Raw genomic sequence first — 24,820 nt, forward strand, 5'->3', positions numbered from 1 at the left:
TTTTAATTCAAATTACTGGTAACGGCTAGTATAAACGAAGGCGAGGCCGTCGGCCGATGCTGGCGTTTATACAGTGTTAGCCATTGTTATTTTTTTGCAATGTTTGTAGCTCCCAGGTTTCCCCTTGCTCACTTATGTATTTAACCAAACCCAAGCTTTCACTCCAATAGAATTTTGTGATACCTATCCGCGAATCCAAAACGTATGCTCTATCCTTTGTAAAAACATAGCTGTCTGAAACTTGCTTGTTAATGCTGCTTAGATAGGTTTCTTCTTTTATGGTTTTTTTGTTAAAATATTCGAGTTGGAATACCCTCAGGATAAGTTCATTAGTTTCCCCTTTAGGTCTCTTTTCTAAGTTTAAAAGATTCATGGTATTACTCCATTTGCCGTCATGGTAAACCTGATAGTCGATTCTAACAGATTCAGATAAGTAATAGCTGACGAACCAGTTGCATTCTCTACTATCCTTGGGTTTTGTGCAATCTTTTCTGACAATTCTAAGGCTGTCGATGTTATTCTTATCTGATTTGAATACAAAAATGTCGTCTACGTCGTAAGGCTTAACCCAGCTCAGTTCATCCTTTTTAAAATAAAGTTTCTGGCAGCACGATTGAACCGCAATGGTGATTAACAAGAAGCCAAATAGTTTGAGTTGGTTCATATTATTAATTATGGCTAACTACTGGGTAAAAGGAACTGTTCCGGTTATTGACGCTTTGTTTGTGCGCAAACCTCCGTTTACACGCCCGTCGTTGGTTGGATAATCGGAACTGTCCTAACGAATATACTATATAGTATCAATAGTATGTCTGGTATTCAAAGAATGACCTTACTATTTTCACAAAGAGTCAGAGACCTTCATAAACTGTGAATGGTTGTTTCTTGATTATCATTAAATTCCCTACCCTTAAACTCTACATAAAAAATATCTACTCACGGTATCCAGTCCTCTAAATACTTACGCCTTTTTTCCAGATGTCACAACTCATGAAGCCAATGGTCTCGGAATCTCTACCCGCCAAGCCGTTACCGGTCTACCGTGACAAATGGATTCAGGCAGTGGGTATTCCCTTGATTACGCTTTTTGTGCAGTACCTCACCTATAACTACATCAGGCTGACCTGGATGCTGGTCTATGAACTGGTGAGCGATGCAGCCAAGATTTGGGTGGTGTGGCAGGTGTTCAAGGTGCTGCTGCGGAGGCTGGACCAGAAACTGCCCTGGAGCCGCGGGTTCCTGCCGAGGCTGCTGGTGCAGGTGGGAATCTCCTGCGTGGTGTGTTTGGCGGTGCTCACGGGGCTGGTGTGGCTGGACTACGCGCTGGTGCGGCCGTACCCACTGGAGCACTTCTTCAGCCTGGACCTGGTCCTGGCGCTCATCTTCATTCTGTTCATCAACGCCATTTACATCGGGCTCTATTACTATGACGCCCTGCAAGCCAAACCGCTACTCGCCCCAACGCCCGCGCCAGACATGCCATCGGGCCCGGCTGCCCCGGAAGTGTTCCTGGTGAAGTTGGGCAAGCGCGAGGTGCTGCTGCCGTACCAGGAAATTCTCTGCGTGTATTCAGAAGACAAGGAAACGTTTCTGCTCACCACGGCGGGCAAGCTGTACCCGCTGGACAGCTCCCTGGAGAAGGTAATGACCCAGCTCACGGCTCCGCTCTTTTTCAGGGTGAACCGCAAGTACATTCTTTCCTTGCAGGCCGTGGCCATGGTGCAGCCCGAGGACAACGGCAAGCTGGCTGTCTCCCTGAAGCCGTTCCCTCGCCTGCCTGAGCAGCTCACCATCAGCCGAGACCGGGCTCCCGCCTTCCGGCAATGGCTCAAAGCCCACCATTCGTCGCTGAAATAGCTACGGTTGGGTAGAATTCTGGCCTGTAAGAGTGTATTTTGAGGCTGTAGAGGCTTGTTTTGGAGCGCAAACCAAAATTTTTCTGTTATGCGCTTCTCTCTTCTTTTCGCCGTGTTTTTTGTTTCCTGCTCCCTGAGTTGGGGACAGACCCAGACGCTTTCCCCTCAGGTAAGCCGCAAGATAGACTCGGTCTTTGCCGCCTGGAACAAGGGCAACTCGCCGGGAGCCGTGGTGGGCGTGGTGCACAAAGGCCAACTGGTCTACCAAAAGGCCTTCGGCTACGCCGATGTACAGAAACGACATCCCCTCACCGTGCAGCACCAGTTCTGGGTAGCCAGCGTGGCCAAACAGTTCACCGCCGCCTGCGTGGCCCTGCTGGCCGAAGAAGGCAAACTCCACCTGCAGGATGACGTCCGGAAATATCTGCCTGAGCTGCCCGCGTTCAAAGACACCGTGCGCATAGAGCACCTGCTGTACCACACCAGCGGCTTGCGCGATGGCTTCACCCTCATTGGTCTCACCCTCAAAGGCGAAAAGCACTACACCAATGCCCGGGTGTTGGAGATGCTGTACCGCCAGCAGGAACTCAATTTTTCCCCGGGCACCCGGCATGAATACAACAACGGCGGCTACGTGCTGCTGGCGCAACTGGTGGAACGCGTCTCGGGCCAGTCTTTCGCTGCGTTTGCGCAAGAGCGCATTTTTAAGCCGCTGGGCATGACGCACTCCCATTTCTACGGGAAGATTTCAAAGGCCATTCCGCAACTGGCGCAGGGCTACGGCGTCACGTACAAAAACAACCAGACCCGCTACAAGCCCGTGCACTTCAAAGCTAACACGGTGGGCTCCTCGGGGTTGGTGACTACGCTGGAAGACCTGGTGAAATGGGACCAGAACTTCTACCGGAACCAAATGGGCCAGAAAAACCAGGCATTGGTGCAGCTCCTGACCACGTCAGGCCGCCTGCGCAACGGCGAACCCATTCCGTATGCACTGGGATTGGAGGTAGACATCTACAAAGGCGTGCCCACCATCACCCACACCGGCAGTGATCCAGGCTATATGGCCGAGCTGGTCCGTTTTCCCGAGCATGAACTGAGCATCATCTGCCTCGCCAACACAAATGACCTGTATAGCCTCACGCAGCGACTCCAGCAGATAGGAGAGTGGTTTTTGCCTCCCACGGGGGCTGCTGCCTCCATCGGGCAGTTGCCGCAGGCGCCTTCGCCCGCCCCTCTGGAAAGCCTGCCCGGTATTTACCTGAACCTGGAGAACCTCTCAGATGCCCGCTACGTGACCCTCCAGGGAGAGAAACTGCAGGCGGCCACCTCGCCCAAGGGCTTCCAGGAAACCCTGAAACCCAATAGCCCGGGTGTGTTCTCCAACGAGTGGCTGCCCAGCCGTTTCTATGCCTTCAGCGGTTTGCCGGAAACCTCCATGATCTCGCTGGAATACAGAAGCTGGGCTACCCGCCAGAGCTTAGAGAAAGTAGACTCGGCGCAATACACTCCGCAGGAGCTACAGCAGTTCACGGGCACCTATTACTCACCGGAGTTGAAGAAAAACTTCAGGATCACCGCCCGCAAAGGCCAACTGCGGCTCAGTTTGTTCCGCCTGGTGCACCTCCCGTTTCTGTCGGTTGCGGGCCACCGGTTCCTATTTGACCTGCAGGGAAACAACTGCCTGGAGTTCCAGGTAGGGAAAGACGGCCGGGTGGAAGGGTTTACGTTCAATAGAGAAGCAGTGACCCGGTTGCGGTTTGTGAAGAAGTAAATGGAAGGACTCAGTTTTGGTGCTGAATTTCAGAAAACAGGCTAAAAAAGGGAAAATGAAAGAGCCCGGCTCCAACTTCCATCAACAGGATCTTTCCCTGACCAAGTGGGAAAGCCTGCCAATGGAGAATGAAGCCGGGCTCATCTAAAAGTAATAACCTACCTACTCTATTTCTCTGCGGTGCTGGGCGAAGAAAGCGCTACAGTTTTCACGTCAACGGTGATCTCTTTCAAGCGCGTGGCTACCGCCGGAGACATGGATTCCTGGTAGCGGCCACCCAGGTGCTTGGCCAGGAACTTCTCGGCGGCGGCCAGCATTGCCATGTTGTTCACCGGCCGGGCAAAGCCGTGGCCTTCATCTGGGGCCACCAGGTACTCTACCGGGAAGCCGCGTGTGCGGAGGGCCACCACAATCTGGTCAGACTCGGCTTTGTTCACCCGCGGGTCATTGGCGCCCTGCACTACCAGCAACGGAGCCTTGATTTTATCCGCGGAGTTCAGCGGCGATTGCCGCATGAGCTGTTCTTTTCCCTGGGGAGTGCTGGCATCGCCCATGCGGTGCGCGAACATCTTTCTTATAGATTCCCAGTAGGGCGGAATGGTGTTGAGGAGGGTGATCAGGTTGGAGGGGCCTACAATGGAGACCCCGGCGGCGTACAGATCCGGGGTAAAGGCCAGCCCGGCCAGGGTTGCGTAGCCACCGTATGATACGCCCATGATGCCCACCCGTTTGGGGTCAACAACGCCCTGCGCAATGAGGTGTTTCACGCCCCAGGTGATATCATCCTGCATTTTCTGGCCCCACTGGTTGTTGCCCTCGTTCAGGAATTTCTTTCCGAAACCGGTAGAGCCCCGGAAGTTGGGCGACAAAACCGCGTAGCCCCGGTTGGCCAGGAACTGGTGGTAGCTGTTGTAGCCCCACATATCACGCGCCCAGGGGCCGCCGTGCGGCACTACTATTAGGGGCAGGTTTTTCCCGGTAGAATTTTTAGGCAGGGTGAGGTACGCGGGAATCTCCAAACCGTCAGATGATTTGTACCGGATGGCCTGCATGGGCGCCAGATCTTTGACCGGCAACTTGGGCCGAGGCCGGTACTGGAAGGTCAGTTGCTGGGTTTTGCGGTCCAGCAGGTACACTTCCTCGGGGTTCACATCGCTGACGATATGCACCATCCAGTACTGCTCATCCAGGGTAGCCGAGCCGGGGAAAACCATTCTATCGGCGTACTTTTTTTCTATCGGGCTGAAGTTCTTTTCATAGGATTGGTCTTTCCAGTAGCGGCGCATCTTGTCATCCTGGTAACTGATGAAGATGGGCTCGTGGGTGACCTCGGAAATACGCACCTGGCCTACATCTACCTGGTTTTTGGGGTCGGTTTCCACCAGTTCCTCTTTCATGGTCATGGGGTCAAACAACACCAGTTGCTGCAGGTTGCGGTTGCCGGCATCGGTTCTGAGGTAGAAGCGCTTATTGTCTTTGTGGAACCCTATGGGAAAACTGGTCTCAAAGACGGTGGCGCTGTAAATGGACTTCATGCTCTGGTCATCCACGCGCAGGATCTCGGTGGAGCCGTCTGGCGCCGAGCGGGTAGCCAGCCGCAGCTTGTCGTTCCAATCAAAGGTCCAGCCGGTGATGCGGTCGGGGTTCTGCCGCACCAGGGTCTTCTCGCCGGTGGTAATATCCAGGCGGTACAGGTCATGCCAGGCTTTGTCGCGGTCGTTCAGGCCAATGTACACAATGTTAGGCTCTGAGCGCGACATGTGGTGGATCATCACGCGAGCGTTGGGCACATTGGTGAGGGCGCGGGTGGGGGGCAGCGCCTGTCCGGCAGCCGGGGCCTGACTGGGTTGCACCGCATACAGCTGGAAGTTCTCATTGCCGCCTTTGTCCTGGATATAGAGCAGGTTTTTACCGTCTCTGGACCAGGCATAGGCATTGATGGGGCGGGTAGTGTCGGCGGTCATGGGTTTACCGGCCGTGAAAGGCTCTTCGCGCTTCTTCACCCAGATGTTGCGGGTGCCTTTGTAGGGTTTGATGAAGGCGATGTAGGAGCCGTCTGGGGAGAGTTGGGCGTTGATGATCTCAGGGTCCCCGAAGAAGAGTTCCCGGTCAATGAGCGCGGGCAACTGGCTCTTCTGTTGGGTCTTCTGCGCGGCCAGTTCAAGGTAGAACAGCAACGGAATCAAGGCCAGAAACAAGCGGATACGTTTTTGCATGATTTTTCTGATTTGAGGAGAAAAACACGTTTCAAGCAGCAATACCTTTCATAAAGGAACCGAAGAGCTGAAAAGGGCAGGTGGCGCACAGATTAGTCTACCGCCAGCGCGGGACCTGCAATCTCCATCTTATGCTGGAGAAAAATTTGGGCAATCTGTTCCGGGATAGGCCCTGCCTTCGGCTAAATCAGGAGCAGGTTGTCCTAGGGAGGTGAGGGAGAACAGCGGAGTGGCGGCCAGGAGGGTGCGTAAAAACCTGCTTCTTTTCATGGCTGATCAAGGGAAAAAGCGGTAGGTCCTCAGTACGCGGGGTAGGAGGCGTTTGGGCTATCTGGCAAAATGAAAAGATAGCGGCGAGTGGCTACCTAAGTTAACAATTGTTTATCCTAAATGAAATTTCCGGCGGCCTAATCTAAGGCGATTGCGCACTGGTTTAACGTTTTTAGGCCGATTTCCTGGAATCAGGCCTAAAACAGAAGAGATAGTTGAGAATCTCTCCCGGGATTGGCTGCTTTCTCTTTCACTAGTTTACCCGGTCATCTGGCGCGGAGAAGTCCTCCACGGTTCTACTCCCCAAACCTAACCGCCAGCGAACCCGCTACAAACACGTTCTCATCCGTCAAACCATCGTTCTGCCGGAAGAGCGGATCCCGGCTGTGGAACCATCGGCCTTCCAGCCGGGCGGCAAGGTGGGGAATGGGCGTGTAGTCTAAGTTCAGGGAGAAACCACTGGTTCTGAAACCGCCCGGCGTTTGGGTGGGAATGATGATGCCGGTTTTGTCCTGGTAGTACTCGGCCCGGAGCGCGGTAGCCCATTTCTGGGTGAAAGCATAATGGCCAATCAGTACCGGACCGAGCCACACGTCATAGCGGGAGCTGTTTTTGGCTTGTTGTTGCCAACCCAGGTCAAAACCAGCCAGCAATCCAAACTTTGGGGTCAGTTGGAACTTGCCGTAAAGGTTGTGGAAGTAGCGCATGCGTCGGGTAGAGTCGGGTGTATCTGTGCCCAGGAAAGTACTCCAGTTGAGGGTGGTGTTCTCATTGGGCCGGTACGTGACCTGCGTTCCCCAAGAGAGAAGCGAATTGCCTTCAACGCGTTCTATCCGCTGCCAGCCGTTACATACCAGCGCCACCAGGTCCAGTTTGGCGTGTGGGCTGTAGGTGAGTTTGGCGCCGGCCAAATAGTACGGTGAGTTCTCGGCTACCAGCGAGCGGGTGAGCGTCCAGTTATCCAGGGAAATGGCGCTTTCAAAGCCCAGGTGCGAGGAGAAAATACCGGCATCCAGCCAAAGCGTGTTTTTGGGGTTCAGGGAGAGGCTGGCATTGGCTTCAAAGATGTTCTTTAAAACGCCCGGTTCTGCGGCGTAATTGTCATTGGCGTAGGTTCCCGTATGCAGCGCCAGGTTGGCCCGGTACTTCGCGTGCGTTACTGCCACCTTCACCAGCCCCAGGTTCAGGTTCACCTCGTGGTGCCGGTTGTGGTTGTAGAGAAAGGGCTGCCTGAAGTTCTCCCGGGGCTTGTTGAAATCATAGGCATAGAAGACATCCACGAATCCGGAGAATGAAACCTCGGGCGGTGTAAGCCAGGTGCTGTCTGTCTGCGCAAATGCCGGCTGCCCCAGCAGGAGACTGAGCCCTAATGCAAGCCATTGGAATACCAGCAAGGGTTTTGTCTTCATGTTTTTGGGGAGGGAAAGGGTTGGGTACGGTTGGGTCAAAGTGGAGGGCCTAAAACTAATGCTACGGGAACAGCAGCAAGATGATGTGTGACTTTGCAGAAGGTTTGAATCATGGCCGTTTTTCGGGAAATAGCCTTAAAATGTATCTCTGGTTTTTAACCCGAGTTCAGTCGTTTTATGCTGAACCACAAGAAGATTTTAATGGCTCGCCTCTGCTCCGGTAGCAATTAGTGATTCTGCTTTGGCCATGATGTTCGTTTTGGTGGCCAGGGGGCATTCCACTTCACCAAAGGCTGAACTTTCCTTGGAAATCTGAGGTATATAGTTTTACTTTGATAAGCTATAGTAATACTTTTAATATACATTAAAGTACTTTTAATAAACATTAAAACGTTATTAAAGACATGCTAAGCTTCAAAGAAATCAAAAGCGATTTTCCTGCCGGGGTGGTCGTTTTCCTGGTAGCGGTTCCCTTGTGCCTGGGTATTGCCATGGCTTCCGGGGCTCCTTTGTTTGCCGGTATTATCTCCGGGATCATTGGTGGGGTGGTAGTCAGTCTGATCAGCGGTTCGCAGTTGGGGGTAAGTGGGCCGGCGGCTGGTTTGGCCGTGATCGTGCTTAACGCCATTGACCAACTGGGTAGTTTTGAAGTTTTCCTGTCGGCGGTTTTCCTGGCCGGGCTCATACAATTGGCCTTGGGGTTTCTTAAAGCGGGAAACATTGGGTATTATTTCCCAACCTCGGTGATCAAAGGAATGCTGGCCGGTATTGGGGTGATCATCATCCTGAAGCAGTTGCCGCATGCCTTTGGGTATGACCGTAATTATGAGGGCAACGTGCACTTTGTGCAACCCGACGGACAGAACACCTTTTCTGAGCTAATCCATATGCTCAATTTTGTGTCGCTGGGCGCGGTGATCATTAGTGTGATTTCGTTAGGTATCCTGATTTTCTGGGACCAGGTGCTTTCCAAAAAGGGTAGAATCTTCCAGTTCATCCAGGGGCCGTTGGTAGTGGTGGTGCTGGGCATCGGGCTGAATCTTTTATTCCAGAACTATTATCCGCAGTTGGCGCTGCGTGACAACCACCTAGTTTCACTCCCTGTCGCAGATAGCATTTCAGGGTTCTTTGGACAATTCACCCGGCCAGATTTCAGCCGGATCTTCAGCTATGAAGTCATTTTCATGGCGGGTACGCTGGCGGTGGTAGCCAGTTTAGAGACGCTTCTCTGCCTGGAGGCTACCGATAAACTAGACCCTTTCAAGAGAATAAGCCCTGCTAACCAGGAACTCAAGGCCCAGGGCGTGGGCAACATGGTAGCCGGACTGGTGGGCGGTCTGCCCCTGACCCAGGTAATTGTGCGGAGCTCTGCCAACATCCAGTCTGGGGGAAGAACCAAGCTGGCCGCCTTCACCCACGGAGTGCTGATTTTGATCTGTGTGATCTCTATCCCGGGCGTGCTAAACATGATTCCGCTGGCCAGTTTAGCGGCTATTTTGCTCACTGTAGGGTATAAACTGGCTAAACCGGCCTTGTTCAAAAGTATGTACCGCTCCGGTTGGATGCAGTTCTTGCCCTTCATTGTCACCATCATTGCTATTGTCTTCACAGACCTGCTCACCGGTATTGGCATTGGCATGGCGGTAGCGGTGCTCTTCCTCCTGAAGAACAGCTACGAAGTGTCTCACCTATTGCATGCTGAAAAAACACCGGAAGGCAAAGAGCAATACCACCTGGTGCTGGCAGAGGAAGTGACCTTTCTGAACAAAGGCAACATCATGCAGGCCCTGCGCAAGATTCCAGACGGGGCAGACCTGGTGATTGATTATTCCAAATCTGCCGTAATAGACCATGACGTGAAGGAGTTGATCCAGGACTTCAAAGAAAACGCCCACCTGAAAAACATCCATCTCACGTTTAAAGAGGCAGGAGAGCGGCAACGCGCAAGTGGCGCCAAAATAAGTTTGTAATTTCCATAAACCAATAACCATAAACATGACAACATACACCAAAGAGCTTCAGCAAAAACTATCACCCGCAGATGCCATTGAAATTCTGAAAGAAGGAAATAACCGCTTTGTAAACAGTAAGCGAGAAGACCGTAATCTTTTGCAGCAGGTAAAGGAAACCGCCGAGGGCCAGAATCCCTTCGCTATCATTCTGAGCTGCATAGATTCGCGCACATCCTCAGAGCTTATTTTTGATCTGGGTATTGGCGATGTTTTCAACGCCAGAATTGCCGGAAACATAGTGAACGATGACATCTTGGGCAGTATGGAATTTGCCTGCAAAGTGGCCGGTTCAAAACTTATTGTGGTGTTAGGGCACACCAGCTGCGGAGCCATCAAAGGTGCCTGCGACCACGTAGAATTGGGTAACCTCACCGGTTTGGTGAACAAGATTGCCCCATCTGTAGAGGCTATTGATTACCAGGGTGAGAAAAGCTCTAAAAACAAGGAGTTTGTTGAATTAGTAGCGCAGGAAAATGTGAGACGCGCGGTGCAGCTCATCAAAGAAAAAAGCCCGATTTTGAATGAAATGATTAAAAATGGCGAAATTGGCATCGTAGGTGGCATGTACGATGTAAAATCTGGCGCGGTAGAGTTCTACAGCGCAGAAGTCGCCTAGGGAAACTCACACCATGAAGAATCTGCTGGCTAATATCAAGATAACAGTAGAGGAGAAAGTATACCTCAAAGACCCGGAAAGCTCTGAAAAAGGCCGGATGATCATTGAACATGGCATCAAGCTGATGGAAGAGCTGGGTCTGGAGGCTTTTACGTTCAAGAAACTGGCCGAGCGGGCAGGTATTACGGAGGCCACCATTTACCGGTACTTTGAAAGCAAGTACAACCTGTTGGTCTACCTGATCTCATGGTACTGGGGCTGGCTGGAGTACCGTCTGGTGTTTGCCACCTCAAATGTAGCCTCTCCGGAAGAAAGACTGCGGATCGCCATCCGGATTCTGTCTGGCCGTATTGAGAACGACATGGATTTCGCCCACATTGATGAGGTCACGCTTCAGAAGATTGTGATCGCTGAGTCGGCTAAAGTGTATCTCACCAAAGAGGTGGATGAGAACAACCGGGAAGGTTTCTTCCTGAGCTACAAAAGGCTGAACAAGCGTATCTCCAGCATCATTCTGGAAATCAGCCCCGAGTATCCATACCCGGCGTCGTTGGTGTCTACGGTCTCGGAGAGCGCCCATCGGCAGGTTTTCTTTGCCAAGCACTTGCCCTCGCTCACCAACCTGGACCCTGGGCAGCATGACCAGCTGGTAGACTTTCTAACAGAGCTTGTCTTGAAAACCATCCAAAAATAACCAAAACGGTGACTTCCTGAGGTACCAGATGTTGGTTCTTCAACTTAAAAAAAGCCCCTCTTGCAATCAGCAAGAGGGGCTTTGTCATTCTACTGCTTCTCTACGGCAATCTTCAAAACTACTTTCCTGATCACCTCCTGCGTAGCCATGGGGGCGTGCACGTCATTGGGGTAGAAGATGGTGAAGAAGCCCTCCGGAACATCGAACCAACTGCTGGGCTTCACCGGGAAGAAGTAAACGTCGCGCTCCGCGGAATAAGGTTCTATGGAGTCTCCGCAGGCGGAGAGATCCTGCCAGCCCATATGGTCCACGCCCGAGACAATGTATTGGATGTCTATGTACTTGCGGTGCGCTTCCATTTTCGCATCCTCAGGGGCTACGCCGGGGCCTTCCGAGATAATGGCAAACAGGTCATCGCCGGCCAGGTCGTGTTTGCCGGTGGGTAAATTCTGAACATCGGCCTCTTGCAGAAACGCAAAGGCTTGCCTGAAAAGTGGGTGTAAGGCGTAGTAGCGAGAAGCGTGTTGTAGTTGGTCTAAAACCATGTTTCTGTTGTATAAGGTAAGCTCCCCGCGACTTATCCAAAACTGAACGAGTTTGTTTTAAAAGCAAATCCGTTCATGGTTCTGGATTGCTCCTGGGGAGTGCGCTGGTAATTTGCACGAATTTACCTTAAGGGTCAACAAGAGAAACCCGGTTTAGGGCTGTTTTCAGGAAAACAGCCCTAAACCAGTTGAGCCACTCAATACCTTAATTCAGCACCGCAAACCTCATCTGTTTCAGGTCCAGCAACAGCGTGTGGCCCAGGAAGAGTTTGTTGCCCGTCATGCCGCCCATGCCGGAGAAGCGCATGAGCATGGTATTCATAAAGCCCATCCCTGCAAGGTACGTGGCTTTTCTGAGCGGCAGCTGCACCGGCCCAAAGGCCACAGTAGCGTTGGTAGTAGTGGTGTAGGCAGTGAGCGTCTTCCCCCAGGAATTCACCTGCGCGGTGTCTTGGGTTTGGCCCGGCTGGGCAAAGCTTTCAAAGGTAGCTTTGTCTGTGAGCAGTTCATAGGTGCTGGAGCCGGAATCAAACAGGAGTTCGGTTTCGTCGCCGTTGATGCGGGAGGGCAACAGAATGCGGCGGCTGTCAAAGGTGAAGGGCTGGAGAGAGGAGGGGGCAACGTTGTCTGGCAGTTGGTCAGACAAGGTGAGCGTCATGCGCTGGTAATCCAGCTCAACAATGTGGCCTTCCAGGAAATCGGTGCCCAAGGTGCCAATAACCTCTATGGAACTGGGGTCATTCCAGTGAATAACCGAGTCGCCGTAGGCCAGAACCGTTACCTCCTGCGCCGTGACAGGAAGCAACCCTACCGTGAACGCCATCTCTTTTAGCTGTAACCGGTCATCGGCTTGGCCAAACGTAAGCGCATAACCTTTCTTCTGAATGGCCTCCATCTTGCCTTTGTAAAATAGAGTAGAGGGGGCGCCGGTGTCAAATTGCAGGTAGAACGTCTTGGGGCAACCCGCCAGCGTGACGGGCACCAGCAGGTACGCATACGGGTCTTGGCCGCTGGCCGCCCAGGTAATTGGGATAGAGACAGACTGGGGCACTACCTTAAGTTGGTTGGCCGTCGGTTTAAATTTGGCTTTGAAGTAGAAGCAGCCGCCCACCGAGCCAAGCACCAAAAGAAACAGAAATGTAAGCCCAATGCGTTTTAGTGATTTCATAACAGTGTAAGTGAATTGACACTGCAAGACTAGGCACAAAAGGGGCAGGGGCTTACGTCATTATCCCGCCAAAAGGACGCCAATTCATCAAAAAAGGGCTTTTGGCGTAAGAAAGGCGGGTGTAAGACCGGGATAAAAGTAAGTTGGAATCTATGACAGAAAGAGATTGCCCCACTTGGCGAAAACCTGCTGGTGCCCCTTGCGCAGTTGAAGAGCCGCCCTCGTAATCATGCCAATGTTCAGGAAGTAGAAAAAGAAGAATGTTCCCATGATCAGGAACGAAGGTCTGGCTTGAAAGTAATAGGCACTGATCATCTGTGTCAGAAAAGCCAGCAGCAGCCCCAGGTGCATGCCAATGCACCACATGATCTGGAAGTTGATGATACGGGCGCCAACCTCCTGCCCAGACCGCCCTTTCTGTTTTTTCCAGAGCCACAAAGGCACCAAAAATCCAAGGTACGGCAACAGCAGAAACGCAAAAGAGGCCAGATTGATTTGCTGTAGGTTGGCGGCGGGGGCTGCTTCAGAAGAAGCTGTAGCTGTTGGTGGCTGGGATTGCTCTGCCGCAGGTGTAGAGGCCAGGGCGACAGTGGGAGGGGGCGGGCCAGCCAGTTCTTTCAACGGAATGTCCAAGGCTTGGGCAAGGGCTTTCAAAGTGTAGCCTCTGGGAATGCTTTCTTCCCGCTCAATGCGCTGGATGGTCCGGAGGCTGATCTGGGAAAGCTCGGCCAGTTCTTCCTGCGACAAGCCTTTGCGCTTTCGTTCCCCTACAATTTTATGCGCCAGGGTCATAGGTTCGCTGCTGCTTTTTGTCCCGGCATACCCTCGTCTTCGGCTTATGCCAAAAGAAAGAACCGGTTACACGAAGGTACTTCTTTTACGTGAATGGTTACAGGGCATTGAAGATGCCAAAACCCCAGAAAGCGCAGGTCCATTTGCCAGGACCTGATCAGCATAGAACCGGGCTCAACCAGAAGAATCTGGCAGCGGCGTTCCAGGGGTGTTTTCCCCAAAACAGGGTTTAAACGGACTTGGTTTTTTGCCTCTGTAACCTGTTCCTTCAGATCAGGAACATTCAATTTTTGTTACCTGTTTAGCTGATTCACGCCTTGCTATCCGGCAATACCCTTCTCTTTTAGGCGGAAGTTTTTGAAAAAATCACCATCTTAGGGGTTAATCAACCTTTTCTGGCTTAATTCTCCCTTGTTTCATGAAAAAAGCGGTCCTTTTTGTCTTACTTAGTGCCATCGTTGGCATAATGGCCTTCACCCTGGCGAAAAAAGAAGAAAAATATGCTTATCCGTTCCAGAATCCTTCGCTCACCATTGAGGCCCGGGTAAATGACCTGGTTTCTCGCCTTACCCTAGAAGAAAAGGTAGCGCAGATGCTGAACGCCGCCCCGGCCATCGACCGCCTGGGGATTCCCTCTTATGACTGGTGGAACGAGGTGCTGCACGGTGTGGCCCGTACGCCCTACAAAGTGACGGTGTATCCGCAGGCCATCGGGATGGCCGCTACCTTTGACACCACTTCCCTGCAGCGCATGGCCGATTTCTCCGCGCTGGAAGGCCGCGCCATCTACAACAAAGCCATCAAAGAAGGCAAAAGCGGGCAGCGCTACGTAGGGTTGACGTACTGGACGCCCAACATCAACATCTTCCGGGACCCGCGCTGGGGCCGTGGACAGGAAACCTACGGCGAGGACCCGTTCCTGACGGCCATGCTGGGCCGGGCGTTTGTGCGCGGGCTGCAGGGCGATGACCCTAAATACCTCAAAGCGGCGGCCTGCGCGAAGCACTACGCCGTGCACAGCGGCCCCGAGCCCGAGCGCCACGTCTTCAACGCCACCGCCACGCCCTATGACCTCTGGGATACCTATCTGCCCGCCTTCCAGGAACTGGTGGTGAACGCCAAGGTGGCTGGTGTCATGTGCGCCTACAACGCCTACAAAGGACAGCCCTGCTGTGGCTCAGACGAGCTCATGAACGACATCCTGCGCAACCAGTGGCAGTTCACCGGCTACGTCACCTCCGACTGCTGGGCCATCGATGATTTCTTCAAGAACCACAAAACCCACCCGGATGCGGCCTCGGCTAGTGCGGACGCTGTGATGCACGGCACTGACATTGACTGCGGCACCGATGCCTACAAAGCCCTGGTGCAGGCCGTGAAAGACGGCAAGATCACCGAGCGCATGATTGATGTATCGGTGAAGCGTTTGTTCACCATCCGGTTCCGGTTAGGCATGTTTGACCCGGCCGCCATGGTAAAATACGCCCAGACCTCGCCCGATGTCCTGGAAAGCGCTCCGCACAAAGCCCATTCCCTCAAAATGGCGCAGCAGTCCATGGTGCTCCTGAAAAACGACAAGAACACTTTGCCGCTTAAAAAGAACCTGAAGAAAATTGCCGTGATCGGCCCCAACGCGGATAATCCGATTGCGGTGCTGGGGAACTACAACGGAATCCCGTCTGAGATTGTGACCGCTCTGCAGGGCATCAAAAACAAGGTAGGCACCGGTACGCAGGTGGTCTATGAGCGTGCTTCCACCTTCACCAAAGACACGCTGCTGGTGTACACCGAGATCAAATCCCAGTTGAGTTTTGAAGGCAAGCCCGGCGTGAAAGCCGAGTACTTCAACAACATGGAGCTGAAAGGTCAGCCGGTAGCCACCCGCCAGGAAGCCGAGATCAACAACTTCTGGCAAGAAGGCGAGACCGTGGTGGGCAACATGAAAGCCTATAACTTCTCGGCCCGCTACACCACAGACTTCACTGCCAAAACCACCGGCTCCATCACCTTTGAGGTAGAGGGCGATGACGGCTATAGACTGCTGGTTGACGGCAAAGAGCAACTCAACGCCTGGACCCGCAACCGCTGGGGCGCGAAAAGCTACAAACTGGCTACCCAGCAAGGCAAAACTTACCGCCTGGTGCTGGAATACAACCAGGACGGCGGCAAAGCCTCGGTACAGCTGCGCGCCGGTAACTTCGCCAAGTCAGACTTCAAAGCGCTGGCCAACCGCGTGAAAGACGCCGATGTCCTCATCTACGTGGGCGGTATCTCGCCGCAACTGGAAGGCGAAGAGATGAAAGTGAACGAGCCCGGCTTCAACGGCGGTGACCGTACGTCTATCCTTTTGCCCAAAGTACAGACCGATCTGATGAAAGAACTGAAAGCCACGGGCAAACCAGTAGTGTTCGTGATGATGACTGGTAGCGCCATCGCTATTCCGTGGGAGGCTCAGAACATCCCGGCCATTGTGAACGCCTGGTACGCCGGGCAGAGTGCAGGTACGGCTATCGCCGATGTGCTGTTCGGGGACTACAATCCGGCGGGTCGCTTGCCGGTGACGTTCTACAGAAGCGATGCAGATCTGCCAGGCTTTGGCGACTACTCCATGGAGAACCGCACCTACCGCTACTTCAAAGGGCAACCGCTGTATGGTTTCGGGCACGGCCTGAGCTACACCACCTTCACCTATGACAAGCTGGACCTGCCCAAAGACAGCAAAGTGAACAGCCCGGTAAAGGTGAGCGTGCGCGTGACCAACTCCGGCAAGATGGACGGAGATGAAGTGGTGCAGCTTTACCTCACTCGCCAGGAAAACGGCTTCAGAACGCCTCTCAAAGCCCTGAAAGGTTTCCAGCGGATTTCATTGAAACGTGGCGAAAGCAAGGAGGTCACCTTTGAGCTTCGGCCGCAGGACCTGGCTCTGATTGCCTCAGATGGTACTGCCAAACACGTGCCGGGTAATGTGCAGATCAGCGTGGGCGGAGGCCAACCCGATGCAGCTACCAAAAAGAGCAAGAAGACCGTGGAAGGAACTCTCGCTTTGAAGTAAGATATAATACCTAAAAAGAAGAGGCCTTCTCCAAACGTGTTGGAGAAGGCCTCTTCTTTTTAAACTTCCAAGCTCGGCCGGAAACCTGCCTGTAAGGGTTTGCCGGCTTAAAGCCGTTTAGGGGCTATTTTCTTAGAAGTTGCAGCAAACGGTGGGCGGCTTCCTCAGACGAGGCCGGGTTCTGGCCGGTGATCAGTAGGCCATCCTGCACCACGTGTACGCCCCAGTCACTTGTTTTGGAGTAGCGGCCGCCTTTGTTTTTGAGCTCATCTTCCAACAGGTAAGGCACCACCTGGGTGAGGCCCACGGCTTCTTCCTCGGTGTTGGCGAAACCGGTCACGTCCTTGTCTTTTACCAGCGGCTGGCCGTTCTCGTCTTTCACGTTGAGCAGCACCGCCGGGGCGTGGCACACGGCGGCTACCGGCTTCTTGCTCTTCCAGAAGTCCTCAATCAACTGCACAGACTCGGGGCTCTCGTACAGGTCCCACAGCGGACCATGGCCGCCGGGGTAGAACACCGCGTCAAAATCCTGGGCCGATACTTCTGTTACTTTCCTGGTGTTGGCCAGCAGCATTTGCAAAGCTTCATCTCCTTTGAACCGCTTGGTCGCCTCAGTCTGGTTCTCGGGAGCGTCGCTTTTGGGGTCAATGGGAGGCTGTCCGCCTTTGGGAGAAACCAGGGTGATGTCGGCGCCAGCGTCTTTGAATACGTAATACGGAGCGGCAAATTCCTCAATCCAGAAACCGGTTTTCTCTCCGGTGTTGCCCAACTCACTGTGCGAGGTTAATACAAATAGTACTTTCATTTCGTTTTCCTTAAAATGGCTTAAAAACTACTCGCAGATGCCGTCCGGGGTGCAGAAACCCGCACCCTCGCCGGAAATCATCTGCGGCTTTTCCTCTTCCCACACCTTGTCCAGGACTTCCCGGAACAGCTCTGAGAGTTGCGCGCCCGAGACGGCGTACTTGTCATTGAAGACGTAGAAAGGCACGCCTCTTACGCCCACCTGCTGCGCCTCGTACATGTCCTGCTGTACTTCCTGAGCGTAGGTGTCGCTTTGCAGTACTTCCCTGATCTCGTCTCCGTTCAGGCCCACTTCTTCGCCCAGCTGCACCAAAGTATCCAGATCGCCCACGTTTCTGCCCTGGGTGTAGTAAGCAGCGAACAGCCTTTCTTTCATCTCGTCCTGCTTGCCGTGCTTTTTGGCCAGGTGCAGGAGGCGGTGCGCATTAAAGGTGTTGTTGATAATGGCCTTGTCGAAGTCATAGTCCAGGCCCACTTCTTTGGCCATCTGGGCCATGTAGTCGTTCATTTTCTTGCCCTCGGCGGCGTTGGAGCCTTTCCGCTTGCCCAGGTACTCATGCACCGATTGCCCGGGCACAAACTTCAGATCGGGGTCCAGTTGGAAACTGCGCCACACCACCTCTACCTTGCCTTTGCCCGGAAAATCTTTCAGCGCCTTTTCAAACCTGCGTTTGCCTATGTAACAGAAAGGGCAAACCACATCTGACCATATCTCTACTTTCATCTTTCTCTTCTTTTCTGGTGAAAACACTGGTCCCGGCTTAGGAAACACAATTCGTTGTCCGCGCCGAGGCCCAGGCTGTTGCATCAAATTTTATACTAAGAACCTGCCCAAATGTTCCTAAAGCCTTATGACGGAGTCCACGACCGCTATAGGGACCAGTTGGTTCTGCGCAGAGAAAGGCCTTAAAAGCAGCTAATGGCGCTTTTTAGGTGAGAAAGGGCAGGAGAAAGCTCAGGTATCTTTCAGGAAACCAGAGGACTGCCAAAAGGGCACATGGCTGTGAACCGCGCAGAAGATGGTCGGTTTTGTCAGGCGAAAAAGCCGGGAATCAGCAGCAGAGCGCTGTCTAGGAAACGGTCCAGGGGAGTTTGCCTGCGGAGCAGGGCTACGGGATCTGCTTATTTTATCTGGTATTCATCCACGCCGTGGCAACCCAGCCGGAAAGAAAAGCCCAATTCCAGCATGACGCCGGTGGCTTCTTTGAGGTTAAAGAAAACCGGTCTGATGCCCGCGTGCACATTCAGGTAATTGACATAAACAGACGGCGCGCCATAGTAATAGTAAGCTTTGGGTTTGCCTACCTGGAAGAAGTAATGGCCTACCAGCCCGGGGCTGAAGCCCTGGAGTTGGGTCCAGTCTTTATCGTTGTTTCCTTCTTTGGCGGTGACGTTCTGGATGGCGTAGTTCAGCTCCAGTTGTACCAGGAACTCCTTTCTTTCCTTCGCCATCAAGGCCTTGTTCAAGCCTACGCCCAGGAGGAGGGTAGGTGGAGCGGTGTTCTGTTCCCGGTCTGAGGCAATGGGGTAGTCCTGCTTAAGTTTGTTTCCGTAGAAACTCATCAATAACCCTCCGCCAATACCGTTCTTGCCCCTGTAGAGAATCTCTGTCTTCATACCGCCGCCCGGGCTCAGGTAATCGCCGGCCTTGCCTATAAAGGCATTGGCCATGCCCCCGAAGACAATATCCAGGCGCTGCCCCGATTTATGAATGTAGGCAAAGTCTTCGTACTTCGTCTCGTTGTACCTGATGGCCTCCTGGTACCCGTTACCGCCGCTCAGATTGCCATAGGTGGGGTATCGGAGTTTTAAATAGTAGATGGAGGCTTGCTTCTGACCATTCACTTCCTGCGGAATGAACCCGGGCAGCTTGGCCGAAGTGGCCTGTAAACTGTCTAAGATATCCCGTTCAGAAACCCCGTGGATGGCTTCCAGCGTAGGCACGCCTTCTTGGTCAATCTCGAAGATGAATTCAAGCTCTTTGTCCTCCAGCTTTTTGCGCTGCTCTTTGGTGAACCTGATTTTAAAGTATTTCAGCGCCAGGGCATTGAGGCCGCCCTTGGGCTCAGCCTGCACGGAAGCTGTATTTTGGCTGAACGCAGAAAAGGAAAGCAGCACCAGAAGCGCAGCAAAGGCGCCGGGAAGAAGATGTCTCATTTGGGGTGTAAAAAGCAAAAAGCGGCTACGCAGGAGAGGGCAATTCTTCCTCAGCGCAGGTAAGGTTTACCAAAGATAGTGGAACCCTGGGTTCCTGGCAACGCACAGCCATGCATCTCCAGCGGCAGCCATCTGAAAGCAAAAAGACGAGGCTGTTCCTGCTCCCGTTTCAGGCCCAAATTCAAGAATTCAGGTCTGAAACGGACTTCCTCCACGGGCAGTTAAATCACAAAAGCGTTCAAGGCCAGCACGCCCAGCAGACCAATGACCGAGACCAGGGTTTCCATGATAGACCAAGTGGCTATGGTGTCTGGAATGCTGAGGCTGAAGTATTCTTTGAACATCCAGAAGCCGGGGTCGTTCACGTGCGAGAACATGAGGCTGCCCGCGCCGGTGGCCAGGACCATGAGCTCGGGGCTGACGCCGGTGGCCGCGATAACGGGTAAGGTGATGCCCGCCGTGGTAATGGCCGCCACGGTGGCCGATCCCAGGCAAACCCGCAAAAGCGCCGCCACGCTCCAGGCCAGCACCAAAGGTGAAAGTGCCATGTCTTTGACCAGCGCCGTGATGTAATCGCCTACGCCGCTGTCTACCAATACCTGCTTGAGAGCGCCGCCGCCCCCAATGATGAGCATGATCATGGCCACGCTGCTCACTGAGCCCGAGAGCACCGCCATGATATCATCCATCTTACGGCCCCGGTTCAGGCCCAGCGTGTAGATGGCCAGGAAAACGGAGAGGAGCAGGGCAATGGCGGGATCGCCCACAAAGTCCAGGGCTTGGCGCAGAACGGAGGCATCTGGTAGCACCGCGTTGGCCAGCGTAGCCAGCGCCATGAGCAGCACCGGGAAAACGGCCGTAAAGAAACTCACCCCGAAACCCGGCATCTCTTCATCGGTGAAGATTCTGGGAGGTGCCAAACCGGCGGGCGGCGCGGCTTTGAACTTTGAAAGAAAGCGGGTGAAAATAGGTCCGGCCAGGATGATGGCAGGCACCGCGATGATGAGGCCGTAGATCAGCGTGAGCCCCATATCGGCTTTGTAGATGACGGCAATGGAGGTGGGGCCAGGATGCGGGGGCAGATACCCGTGGGTCACGGACAGCGCCGCCGCCATGGGAATGCCTACAAATAATAACGGCAACCCCGTAGAGGCCGCAATACTGAACACCAGCGGAATAAGCAGGATGAAGCCGGCATTGTAGAACATGGGCAACCCTACCACAAACCCGGTCAGAATCATGGCCCATTGGATGTACCGCACTCCAAACTTTTTGATAAGACTCAAAGAAACGCGCTGTGCCGCGCCGCTGTCAGAAATCAGGCTGCCCAGCATGGACCCGAAACCAATGATCAAGGCGATGGAGCCCAGCGTGCTACCGATCCCGGTCTGCACCGAGGTGATGGCGTCTTTCACGGGCATCCCCTCGGCAATGCCTAAACCCAGGGCTACCAGAATTAGGGCCAGAAAGGCATTGAGCCGGAAGACAATCATCAGAACGAGCAAGGCAAGCACGGCAAGGGCAATCAGCAGGAGGGGCATAGGCCAGGGGCGGTTTGGTTTTAAGGCGTTTTCAGGAAAAAAGGCGGTAAACGTACGCAGAGAAAAGCGTTGAGCCAGGGAGCCTGTAGAAGGCAGAATTGGCTTCTTAAATGTAGAAAAGTTTCGGGTACCCGCCGCATGGAGTTTGGGCGTGTTGCACCGGAGAAGTGTTCGCGGGATCGGTTTTTACCTTGTTTTCTGAAAATGTACGGATAATGCAGGGTAGCAGGGCAGTTGCCAGAACTAGTTCCTGCAGATCAAGTAAGGGCATGAGAAGGGCAGGAACATCCGTGGAGATGGGCCGTACCTAGTTGTAATTTATTCCTTGAGCTATACCAGAATGGTCTTATTGTCCTTGTCGCTGTTCAAACTTCCCCTGCAGGACCCGGTTTTGGTGTTTGCGGTCATCCTATTGGTGATCCTGTTTTCGCCCATGCTGTTCAACAAAATGGGGGTTCCGGGTATCCTGGGCCTCATCTTGTCTGGGGTGCTGCTGGGCCCGCACGGGTTGGGCGTGCTGGAGCGTGACGAAAGCGTGGTGCTGTTCAGTACCATCGGGTTGCTGTACATCATGTTCCTGGCCGGTCTGGAGATGGACATGGACGATTTCCGGGAAAACAAGAACAAGAGCATCGTCTTCGGGACGCTCACCTTCATTATCCCGCTGATTCTGGGATTTCTGGGCGCCCGCTTTGTGCTGGGCTATAGTCCGCTCTCGGCGTTTCTGCTGGCCAGTATGTTCTCCACGCATACGCTGGTGGCTTACCCCATCATCGGGCGGTTGGGCATCACGCAGCACCGAACCATGACACTTATCCTGGGCGGTACCATCATCACCGATGCGGCTGTTCTCATCATTCTGGCGGTGGTCACCAACCTGCAGAAGCCAGATCTGTCGCCTTTGTTCTGGGTGCAGTTTGCGGCGCAGCAGGCCCTGTTTGTGTTTATGGTGCTGTGGGGCGTGCCCCGCATCAGCCGCTGGTTTTTCAGGGCACTGGAGGGCGAAGGCAACGCGCAGTACCTGTTTGTGCTGGCCGTGGTGTTTCTGTCTGGGTTCATGGCGCATCTGGCCGGGGCCGAGCCGATCATTGGGGCGTTTTTGGCGGGTCTGGCTTTGAATCAGCTTATTCCCAGGGCCTCGCCGTTGATGCACCGCACCGAGTTTGTGGGCAATACGCTGTTCATCCCGTTTTTCCTCATCAGCGTGGGCATGCTGGTAGACGTGCGGGTCTTGCTGGAAGGTCCCGAGGCCTTGTTTGTGGCGGTGGTGATCATTGTCATCTCGTTCGCGGGTAAGTGGCTGGCGGCTTTCCTGACCCAGAAGATCTATGGGTTCGATCCGGATGAGCGCAGGCTGATTTTTGGCATGAGTAGTGCCCATGCGGCGGCTACCATTGCGGTAGTGCTTATTGGGTATAACCTCAAGATTCTGGACGTAAGGGCTCTGAACGGCACCATCCTGCTCATTCTGGTTTCCTGCCTCGTCAGTAGTATCGTGGCCGAGAAAGCCGGGCGGAAGATTGCCATCGCCATGGCCGACAAAGTACCCGAAGGCACCGAGGGCGACGAGCGCATTCTGATTCCGGTGGAAAACATGGAGCACCTGAAGCGCTTGCTGGATTTCTCTTTGCTCATCAAGAACCCCATTGCCCCGGAGCCGCTGATGCCGCTGGTGGTGGTCTCAGAGCACCATAACCCCGAGGATAAGATTAAACTGCACCAGCGCGATGTAACCTCCGTGATCCATGAAGTGACGGAGGACCCTGACCTGATACGGCCAGTGTACCGGGTGGATATCAACGTGGGCAACGGCATCATCAGGGCGGTGCGGGAGCTCCGGATCACCGAGGTGGTGATGGCCTGGAACGGCAAGCTCAGTGCCCGCGAGTGGTTTTGGGGCAGTATCCTGAATCGGGTGGTGAACCACACTACCGTGCAGACCATCTTCTGTAAATTCTGCGACCCTTTAAATACCATCCAGACCATTATTGTGGTGGTGCCCCGTAACTCTGAGCGGGAGGCCGGGTTCCCGTTCTGGGTGAACACCATCCTGCAACTCGCCAAAGGAGCCGGCGCCAGAATCAGGATCTTGGGCGCGAAAGGGACCTTACAGACGCTGGAGAACTTTGTGCAGGACCAGGACCGCTACACCGTGAACATCAGCTATGAGCTGTATGAGAACTGGGACAATTTCCCAACGCTGGCCAAGGAGGTCACCCAGAATGATCTGTTCACGGTGGTGCTGGGCAGGCCGCACACCGTTTCGTACCGCCCAGAGTTCAACGTGGTGCCCCGCTACCTTTCCCGCTATTTCCAGGACGTGAGCTACGCCATTCTGTACCCAGAGCAGAAGTAAGCCCGAGTGGTTTTTGGCTTGTTTTTCCGGAATCCGGATTAAAACGCGGGAGGCTTGTTCAGGCGGCAATCCGTTTGAGCATGTTGCTGAAAATAAAGGCGTGAAACGGCAGCACTGAGTACCAGTACAACCGGCCCCACAAGCCCAGCGGCCGGAACGTGGCGGTCTGGTAAAGCGTCTGCCCGATGATCTTGAACTCCAGCCAGGCCTCGCCGGGCAGCTTCATCTCGGCGTAGAGCAGGAGGCGTTTCTCCTCGCGGTCGGCGTAGAGCACGCGCCAGAAATCCAGCGACTCGCCGGCATGGATCATGGTGCTGTTCTTCCGGCCACGCCTCAGACCCACCCCTCCGAATAGCTTGTCAATAAACCCGCGCAGTTGCCAGAGCCAGTTGGCATAATACCAGCCGTTCTCACCCCCAATAGACCAGATCTTGTGCACCGATTTGTCTACCTGGGTTACTTCGGCCTCGCGTTTATCAGTGAAGCACCCGAAGGTAGGCACGGTGAGCAGCTTGGAGATTCCCTCGTTGAGTACGTTGCTGGACAAAGCGTCTTTCCAGCTGGCAATCACGCCCTCGTTCTGGATGCGGTCAAAAGCCAGTTTGATGGCGGTGTCATAGGGTAGCAGTGTGATCTTCAAAAATTCCTGGAGCCGGTTGTCCTGGCAGATGACTTCCACGCGCATGCTCTGCACCAGGTTGGTGGCCAGTGTGTACGAGGTGGAAGTGACAAAATACAGCCAGTACGAGGAGAGTTTAGGCGTCATAACCGGCACGGTGAGAATGGTGCGCTTGAGCCCACGGACCTTCGCAAAACCCAGCAGCATTTCTTTGTACGTGAGCACATCGGGGCCGCCAATGTCAAAGCTCTGGTCATACAACTCTTCTTGGCCTAACACGCCTTTGAGGTACTCAATCACGTTTCGGATGGCGATGGGCTGCGATTTGGTGTTGAGCCATTTGGGTGCGATCATGATAGGCAGTTTCTCTACCAGGTCGCGCATGATCTCAAAAGAGGCGCTACCCGAGCCCAGGATGATGCCGGCCCGCAGCGTAGTCAGGTGATACCTGCCCGAGGCCAGGATTCCCTCTACTTTTTTCCTTGATTGCAGGTGCTTGGATAAGTGCTGGTCATTGGTGATGCCACCCAGGTAGATGACCTGTTTTGCGCTTGTTTTCTGGATTCTGTCCCTGAAATGAAGGGCTGTGGTGCGCTCCAGCTTCTCAAAGTCCTCGCCCTCCGCCGCCATGGAGTGAATAAGGTAATAGGCCGCCTCAATGTCATCTGGGATCACCGCCAGTGAGGCCTGGTCCAGGAAGTCTACTTCAATGACCTGTAGCTTTTCTGAGCTGTATTTGCCTTCGTCGAACCGGTTCCGGTCCCGCACACAGCACACCACTTCATGACCGTCTTTCAACAGCGCCGGCAGCAGGCTCTGCCCGATGTATCCCGTGGTGCCGGTAAGTAGGATTTTCATGGCGGTGGCTGAATCAGAAAATGTCCTGCTTTGTAACAGCCTGGTTCCGGATTTGTTCTGGGGTGTGGTATCAGAAGGACT

General features: G+C 53.8%; 18 protein-coding genes. 7 read left to right on the forward strand and 11 right to left on the reverse strand.

Annotation, left to right across the window (positions count from 1 at the left end):
* Positions 1-76: 76 nt before the first annotated feature.
* On the reverse strand, positions 77-664 hold the full coding sequence (locus tag J3P35_RS04130) for a hypothetical protein (RefSeq protein ID WP_210463095.1): 588 nt from the start codon (positions 662-664) through the stop codon (positions 77-79).
* 314 nt (positions 665-978) lie between these two features.
* Between J3P35_RS04130 and J3P35_RS04135 the strand changes: the two genes are divergently transcribed.
* The gene (locus J3P35_RS04135) at positions 979-1,857 is read left to right on the forward strand and encodes a LytR/AlgR family response regulator transcription factor (protein WP_210463096.1); all 879 of its coding nucleotides are present in this window, start codon (positions 979-981) and stop codon (positions 1,855-1,857) included.
* A gap of 87 nt (positions 1,858-1,944) precedes the next feature.
* On the forward strand, positions 1,945-3,630 hold the full coding sequence (locus J3P35_RS04140) for a serine hydrolase domain-containing protein (protein ID WP_210463097.1): 1,686 nt from the start codon (positions 1,945-1,947) through the stop codon (positions 3,628-3,630).
* A 167-nt stretch (positions 3,631-3,797) separates the two neighbouring features.
* Here J3P35_RS04140 and J3P35_RS04145 read toward each other — a convergent pair whose 3' ends face one another.
* Together J3P35_RS04145 and J3P35_RS04150 are read right to left on the reverse strand one after the other, a co-directional pair.
* On the reverse strand, positions 3,798-5,846 hold the full coding sequence (locus tag J3P35_RS04145) for a S9 family peptidase (RefSeq protein ID WP_210463098.1): 2,049 nt from the start codon (positions 5,844-5,846) through the stop codon (positions 3,798-3,800).
* A gap of 566 nt (positions 5,847-6,412) precedes the next feature.
* Positions 6,413-7,525, reverse strand: coding sequence for a porin (locus tag J3P35_RS04150; RefSeq protein ID WP_210463099.1), 1,113 nt, complete (start codon positions 7,523-7,525; stop codon positions 6,413-6,415).
* 404 nt (positions 7,526-7,929) lie between these two features.
* Here J3P35_RS04150 and J3P35_RS04155 point away from each other — a divergent pair, with 404 nt between their 5' ends.
* The 3 genes from J3P35_RS04155 to J3P35_RS04165 are packed head-to-tail and all read left to right on the forward strand — an operon-like array spanning position 7,930 to position 10,847.
* On the forward strand, positions 7,930-9,495 hold the full coding sequence (locus tag J3P35_RS04155) for a SulP family inorganic anion transporter (protein ID WP_210463100.1): 1,566 nt from the start codon (positions 7,930-7,932) through the stop codon (positions 9,493-9,495).
* A gap of 25 nt (positions 9,496-9,520) precedes the next feature.
* The gene (locus J3P35_RS04160; protein ID WP_210463101.1) at positions 9,521-10,153 is read left to right on the forward strand and encodes a carbonic anhydrase family protein; all 633 of its coding nucleotides are present in this window, start codon (positions 9,521-9,523) and stop codon (positions 10,151-10,153) included.
* Positions 10,154-10,166: 13 nt separating this feature from the next.
* Entirely contained in the window at positions 10,167-10,847 is a 681-nt protein-coding gene (locus J3P35_RS04165) for a TetR/AcrR family transcriptional regulator (protein ID WP_210463102.1), read from the forward strand.
* An 89-nt stretch (positions 10,848-10,936) separates the two neighbouring features.
* Here J3P35_RS04165 and J3P35_RS04170 read toward each other — a convergent pair whose 3' ends face one another.
* The 3 genes from J3P35_RS04170 to J3P35_RS04180 all read right to left on the reverse strand — a co-directional run bounded on the left by J3P35_RS04170 (position 10,937) and on the right by J3P35_RS04180 (position 13,352).
* Positions 10,937-11,392, reverse strand: a complete 456-nt coding sequence (locus tag J3P35_RS04170; RefSeq protein ID WP_210463103.1) for a YhcH/YjgK/YiaL family protein — start codon at positions 11,390-11,392, stop codon at positions 10,937-10,939.
* A 205-nt stretch (positions 11,393-11,597) separates the two neighbouring features.
* Complete coding sequence (locus J3P35_RS04175; protein WP_210463104.1) at positions 11,598-12,560, reverse strand: hypothetical protein; 963 nt, start codon at positions 12,558-12,560, stop codon at positions 11,598-11,600.
* Positions 12,561-12,710: 150 nt separating this feature from the next.
* Complete coding sequence (locus J3P35_RS04180; protein WP_210463105.1) at positions 12,711-13,352, reverse strand: helix-turn-helix domain-containing protein; 642 nt, start codon at positions 13,350-13,352, stop codon at positions 12,711-12,713.
* 418 nt (positions 13,353-13,770) lie between these two features.
* Between J3P35_RS04180 and J3P35_RS04185 the strand changes: the two genes are divergently transcribed.
* The gene (locus tag J3P35_RS04185; RefSeq protein ID WP_210463106.1) at positions 13,771-16,404 is read left to right on the forward strand and encodes a glycoside hydrolase family 3 C-terminal domain-containing protein; all 2,634 of its coding nucleotides are present in this window, start codon (positions 13,771-13,773) and stop codon (positions 16,402-16,404) included.
* A 124-nt stretch (positions 16,405-16,528) separates the two neighbouring features.
* Here J3P35_RS04185 and J3P35_RS04190 read toward each other — a convergent pair whose 3' ends face one another.
* The 4 genes from J3P35_RS04190 to J3P35_RS04205 form a co-directional block, all read right to left on the reverse strand.
* Entirely contained in the window at positions 16,529-17,209 is a 681-nt protein-coding gene (locus J3P35_RS04190) for a type 1 glutamine amidotransferase domain-containing protein (RefSeq protein ID WP_210463107.1), read from the reverse strand.
* Between the two features lie 27 nt (positions 17,210-17,236).
* Positions 17,237-17,932, reverse strand: a complete 696-nt coding sequence (locus J3P35_RS04195) for a DsbA family oxidoreductase (protein ID WP_210463108.1) — start codon at positions 17,930-17,932, stop codon at positions 17,237-17,239.
* Positions 17,933-18,330: 398 nt separating this feature from the next.
* On the reverse strand, positions 18,331-19,365 hold the full coding sequence (locus J3P35_RS04200) for a hypothetical protein (RefSeq protein WP_210463109.1): 1,035 nt from the start codon (positions 19,363-19,365) through the stop codon (positions 18,331-18,333).
* A gap of 221 nt (positions 19,366-19,586) precedes the next feature.
* A complete protein-coding gene (locus J3P35_RS04205; RefSeq protein ID WP_210463110.1) occupies positions 19,587-20,906 on the reverse strand; it encodes a gluconate:H+ symporter in 1,320 nt (439 codons plus the stop codon).
* A 340-nt stretch (positions 20,907-21,246) separates the two neighbouring features.
* Between J3P35_RS04205 and J3P35_RS04210 the strand changes: the two genes are divergently transcribed.
* Positions 21,247-23,262: a cation:proton antiporter gene (locus tag J3P35_RS04210; protein WP_210463111.1), complete on the forward strand. Its 2,016-nt coding sequence runs from the start codon at positions 21,247-21,249 to the stop codon at positions 23,260-23,262.
* 58 nt (positions 23,263-23,320) lie between these two features.
* Here the strand turns inward: J3P35_RS04210 and J3P35_RS04215 are convergent, their stop codons facing one another.
* A complete protein-coding gene (locus J3P35_RS04215) occupies positions 23,321-24,739 on the reverse strand; it encodes an SDR family oxidoreductase (protein WP_210463112.1) in 1,419 nt (472 codons plus the stop codon).
* Positions 24,740-24,820 lie beyond the last annotated feature (81 nt).

The sequence above is a fragment of the Rufibacter roseolus genome, assembly GCF_017916365.1.
In the GTDB taxonomy this organism is placed as follows: domain Bacteria; phylum Bacteroidota; class Bacteroidia; order Cytophagales; family Hymenobacteraceae; genus Nibribacter; species Nibribacter roseolus.

Coding starts and splice junctions, on each gene's coding strand:
- J3P35_RS04130 (WP_210463095.1), bottom strand. CDS start 664: ATGAACCAACTCAAACTATTTGGCTTCTTGTTAATCACCATTGCGGTT.
- J3P35_RS04135 (WP_210463096.1), top strand. CDS start 979: ATGTCACAACTCATGAAGCCAATGGTCTCGGAATCTCTACCCGCCAAG.
- J3P35_RS04140 (WP_210463097.1), top strand. CDS start 1,945: ATGCGCTTCTCTCTTCTTTTCGCCGTGTTTTTTGTTTCCTGCTCCCTG.
- J3P35_RS04145 (WP_210463098.1), bottom strand. CDS start 5,846: ATGCAAAAACGTATCCGCTTGTTTCTGGCCTTGATTCCGTTGCTGTTC.
- J3P35_RS04150 (WP_210463099.1), bottom strand. CDS start 7,525: ATGAAGACAAAACCCTTGCTGGTATTCCAATGGCTTGCATTAGGGCTC.
- J3P35_RS04155 (WP_210463100.1), top strand. CDS start 7,930: ATGCTAAGCTTCAAAGAAATCAAAAGCGATTTTCCTGCCGGGGTGGTC.
- J3P35_RS04160 (WP_210463101.1), top strand. CDS start 9,521: ATGACAACATACACCAAAGAGCTTCAGCAAAAACTATCACCCGCAGAT.
- J3P35_RS04165 (WP_210463102.1), top strand. CDS start 10,167: ATGAAGAATCTGCTGGCTAATATCAAGATAACAGTAGAGGAGAAAGTA.
- J3P35_RS04170 (WP_210463103.1), bottom strand. CDS start 11,392: ATGGTTTTAGACCAACTACAACACGCTTCTCGCTACTACGCCTTACAC.
- J3P35_RS04175 (WP_210463104.1), bottom strand. CDS start 12,560: ATGAAATCACTAAAACGCATTGGGCTTACATTTCTGTTTCTTTTGGTG.
- J3P35_RS04180 (WP_210463105.1), bottom strand. CDS start 13,352: ATGACCCTGGCGCATAAAATTGTAGGGGAACGAAAGCGCAAAGGCTTG.
- J3P35_RS04185 (WP_210463106.1), top strand. CDS start 13,771: ATGAAAAAAGCGGTCCTTTTTGTCTTACTTAGTGCCATCGTTGGCATA.
- J3P35_RS04190 (WP_210463107.1), bottom strand. CDS start 17,209: ATGAAAGTACTATTTGTATTAACCTCGCACAGTGAGTTGGGCAACACC.
- J3P35_RS04195 (WP_210463108.1), bottom strand. CDS start 17,932: ATGAAAGTAGAGATATGGTCAGATGTGGTTTGCCCTTTCTGTTACATA.
- J3P35_RS04200 (WP_210463109.1), bottom strand. CDS start 19,365: ATGAGACATCTTCTTCCCGGCGCCTTTGCTGCGCTTCTGGTGCTGCTT.
- J3P35_RS04205 (WP_210463110.1), bottom strand. CDS start 20,906: ATGCCCCTCCTGCTGATTGCCCTTGCCGTGCTTGCCTTGCTCGTTCTG.
- J3P35_RS04210 (WP_210463111.1), top strand. CDS start 21,247: ATGGTCTTATTGTCCTTGTCGCTGTTCAAACTTCCCCTGCAGGACCCG.
- J3P35_RS04215 (WP_210463112.1), bottom strand. CDS start 24,739: ATGAAAATCCTACTTACCGGCACCACGGGATACATCGGGCAGAGCCTG.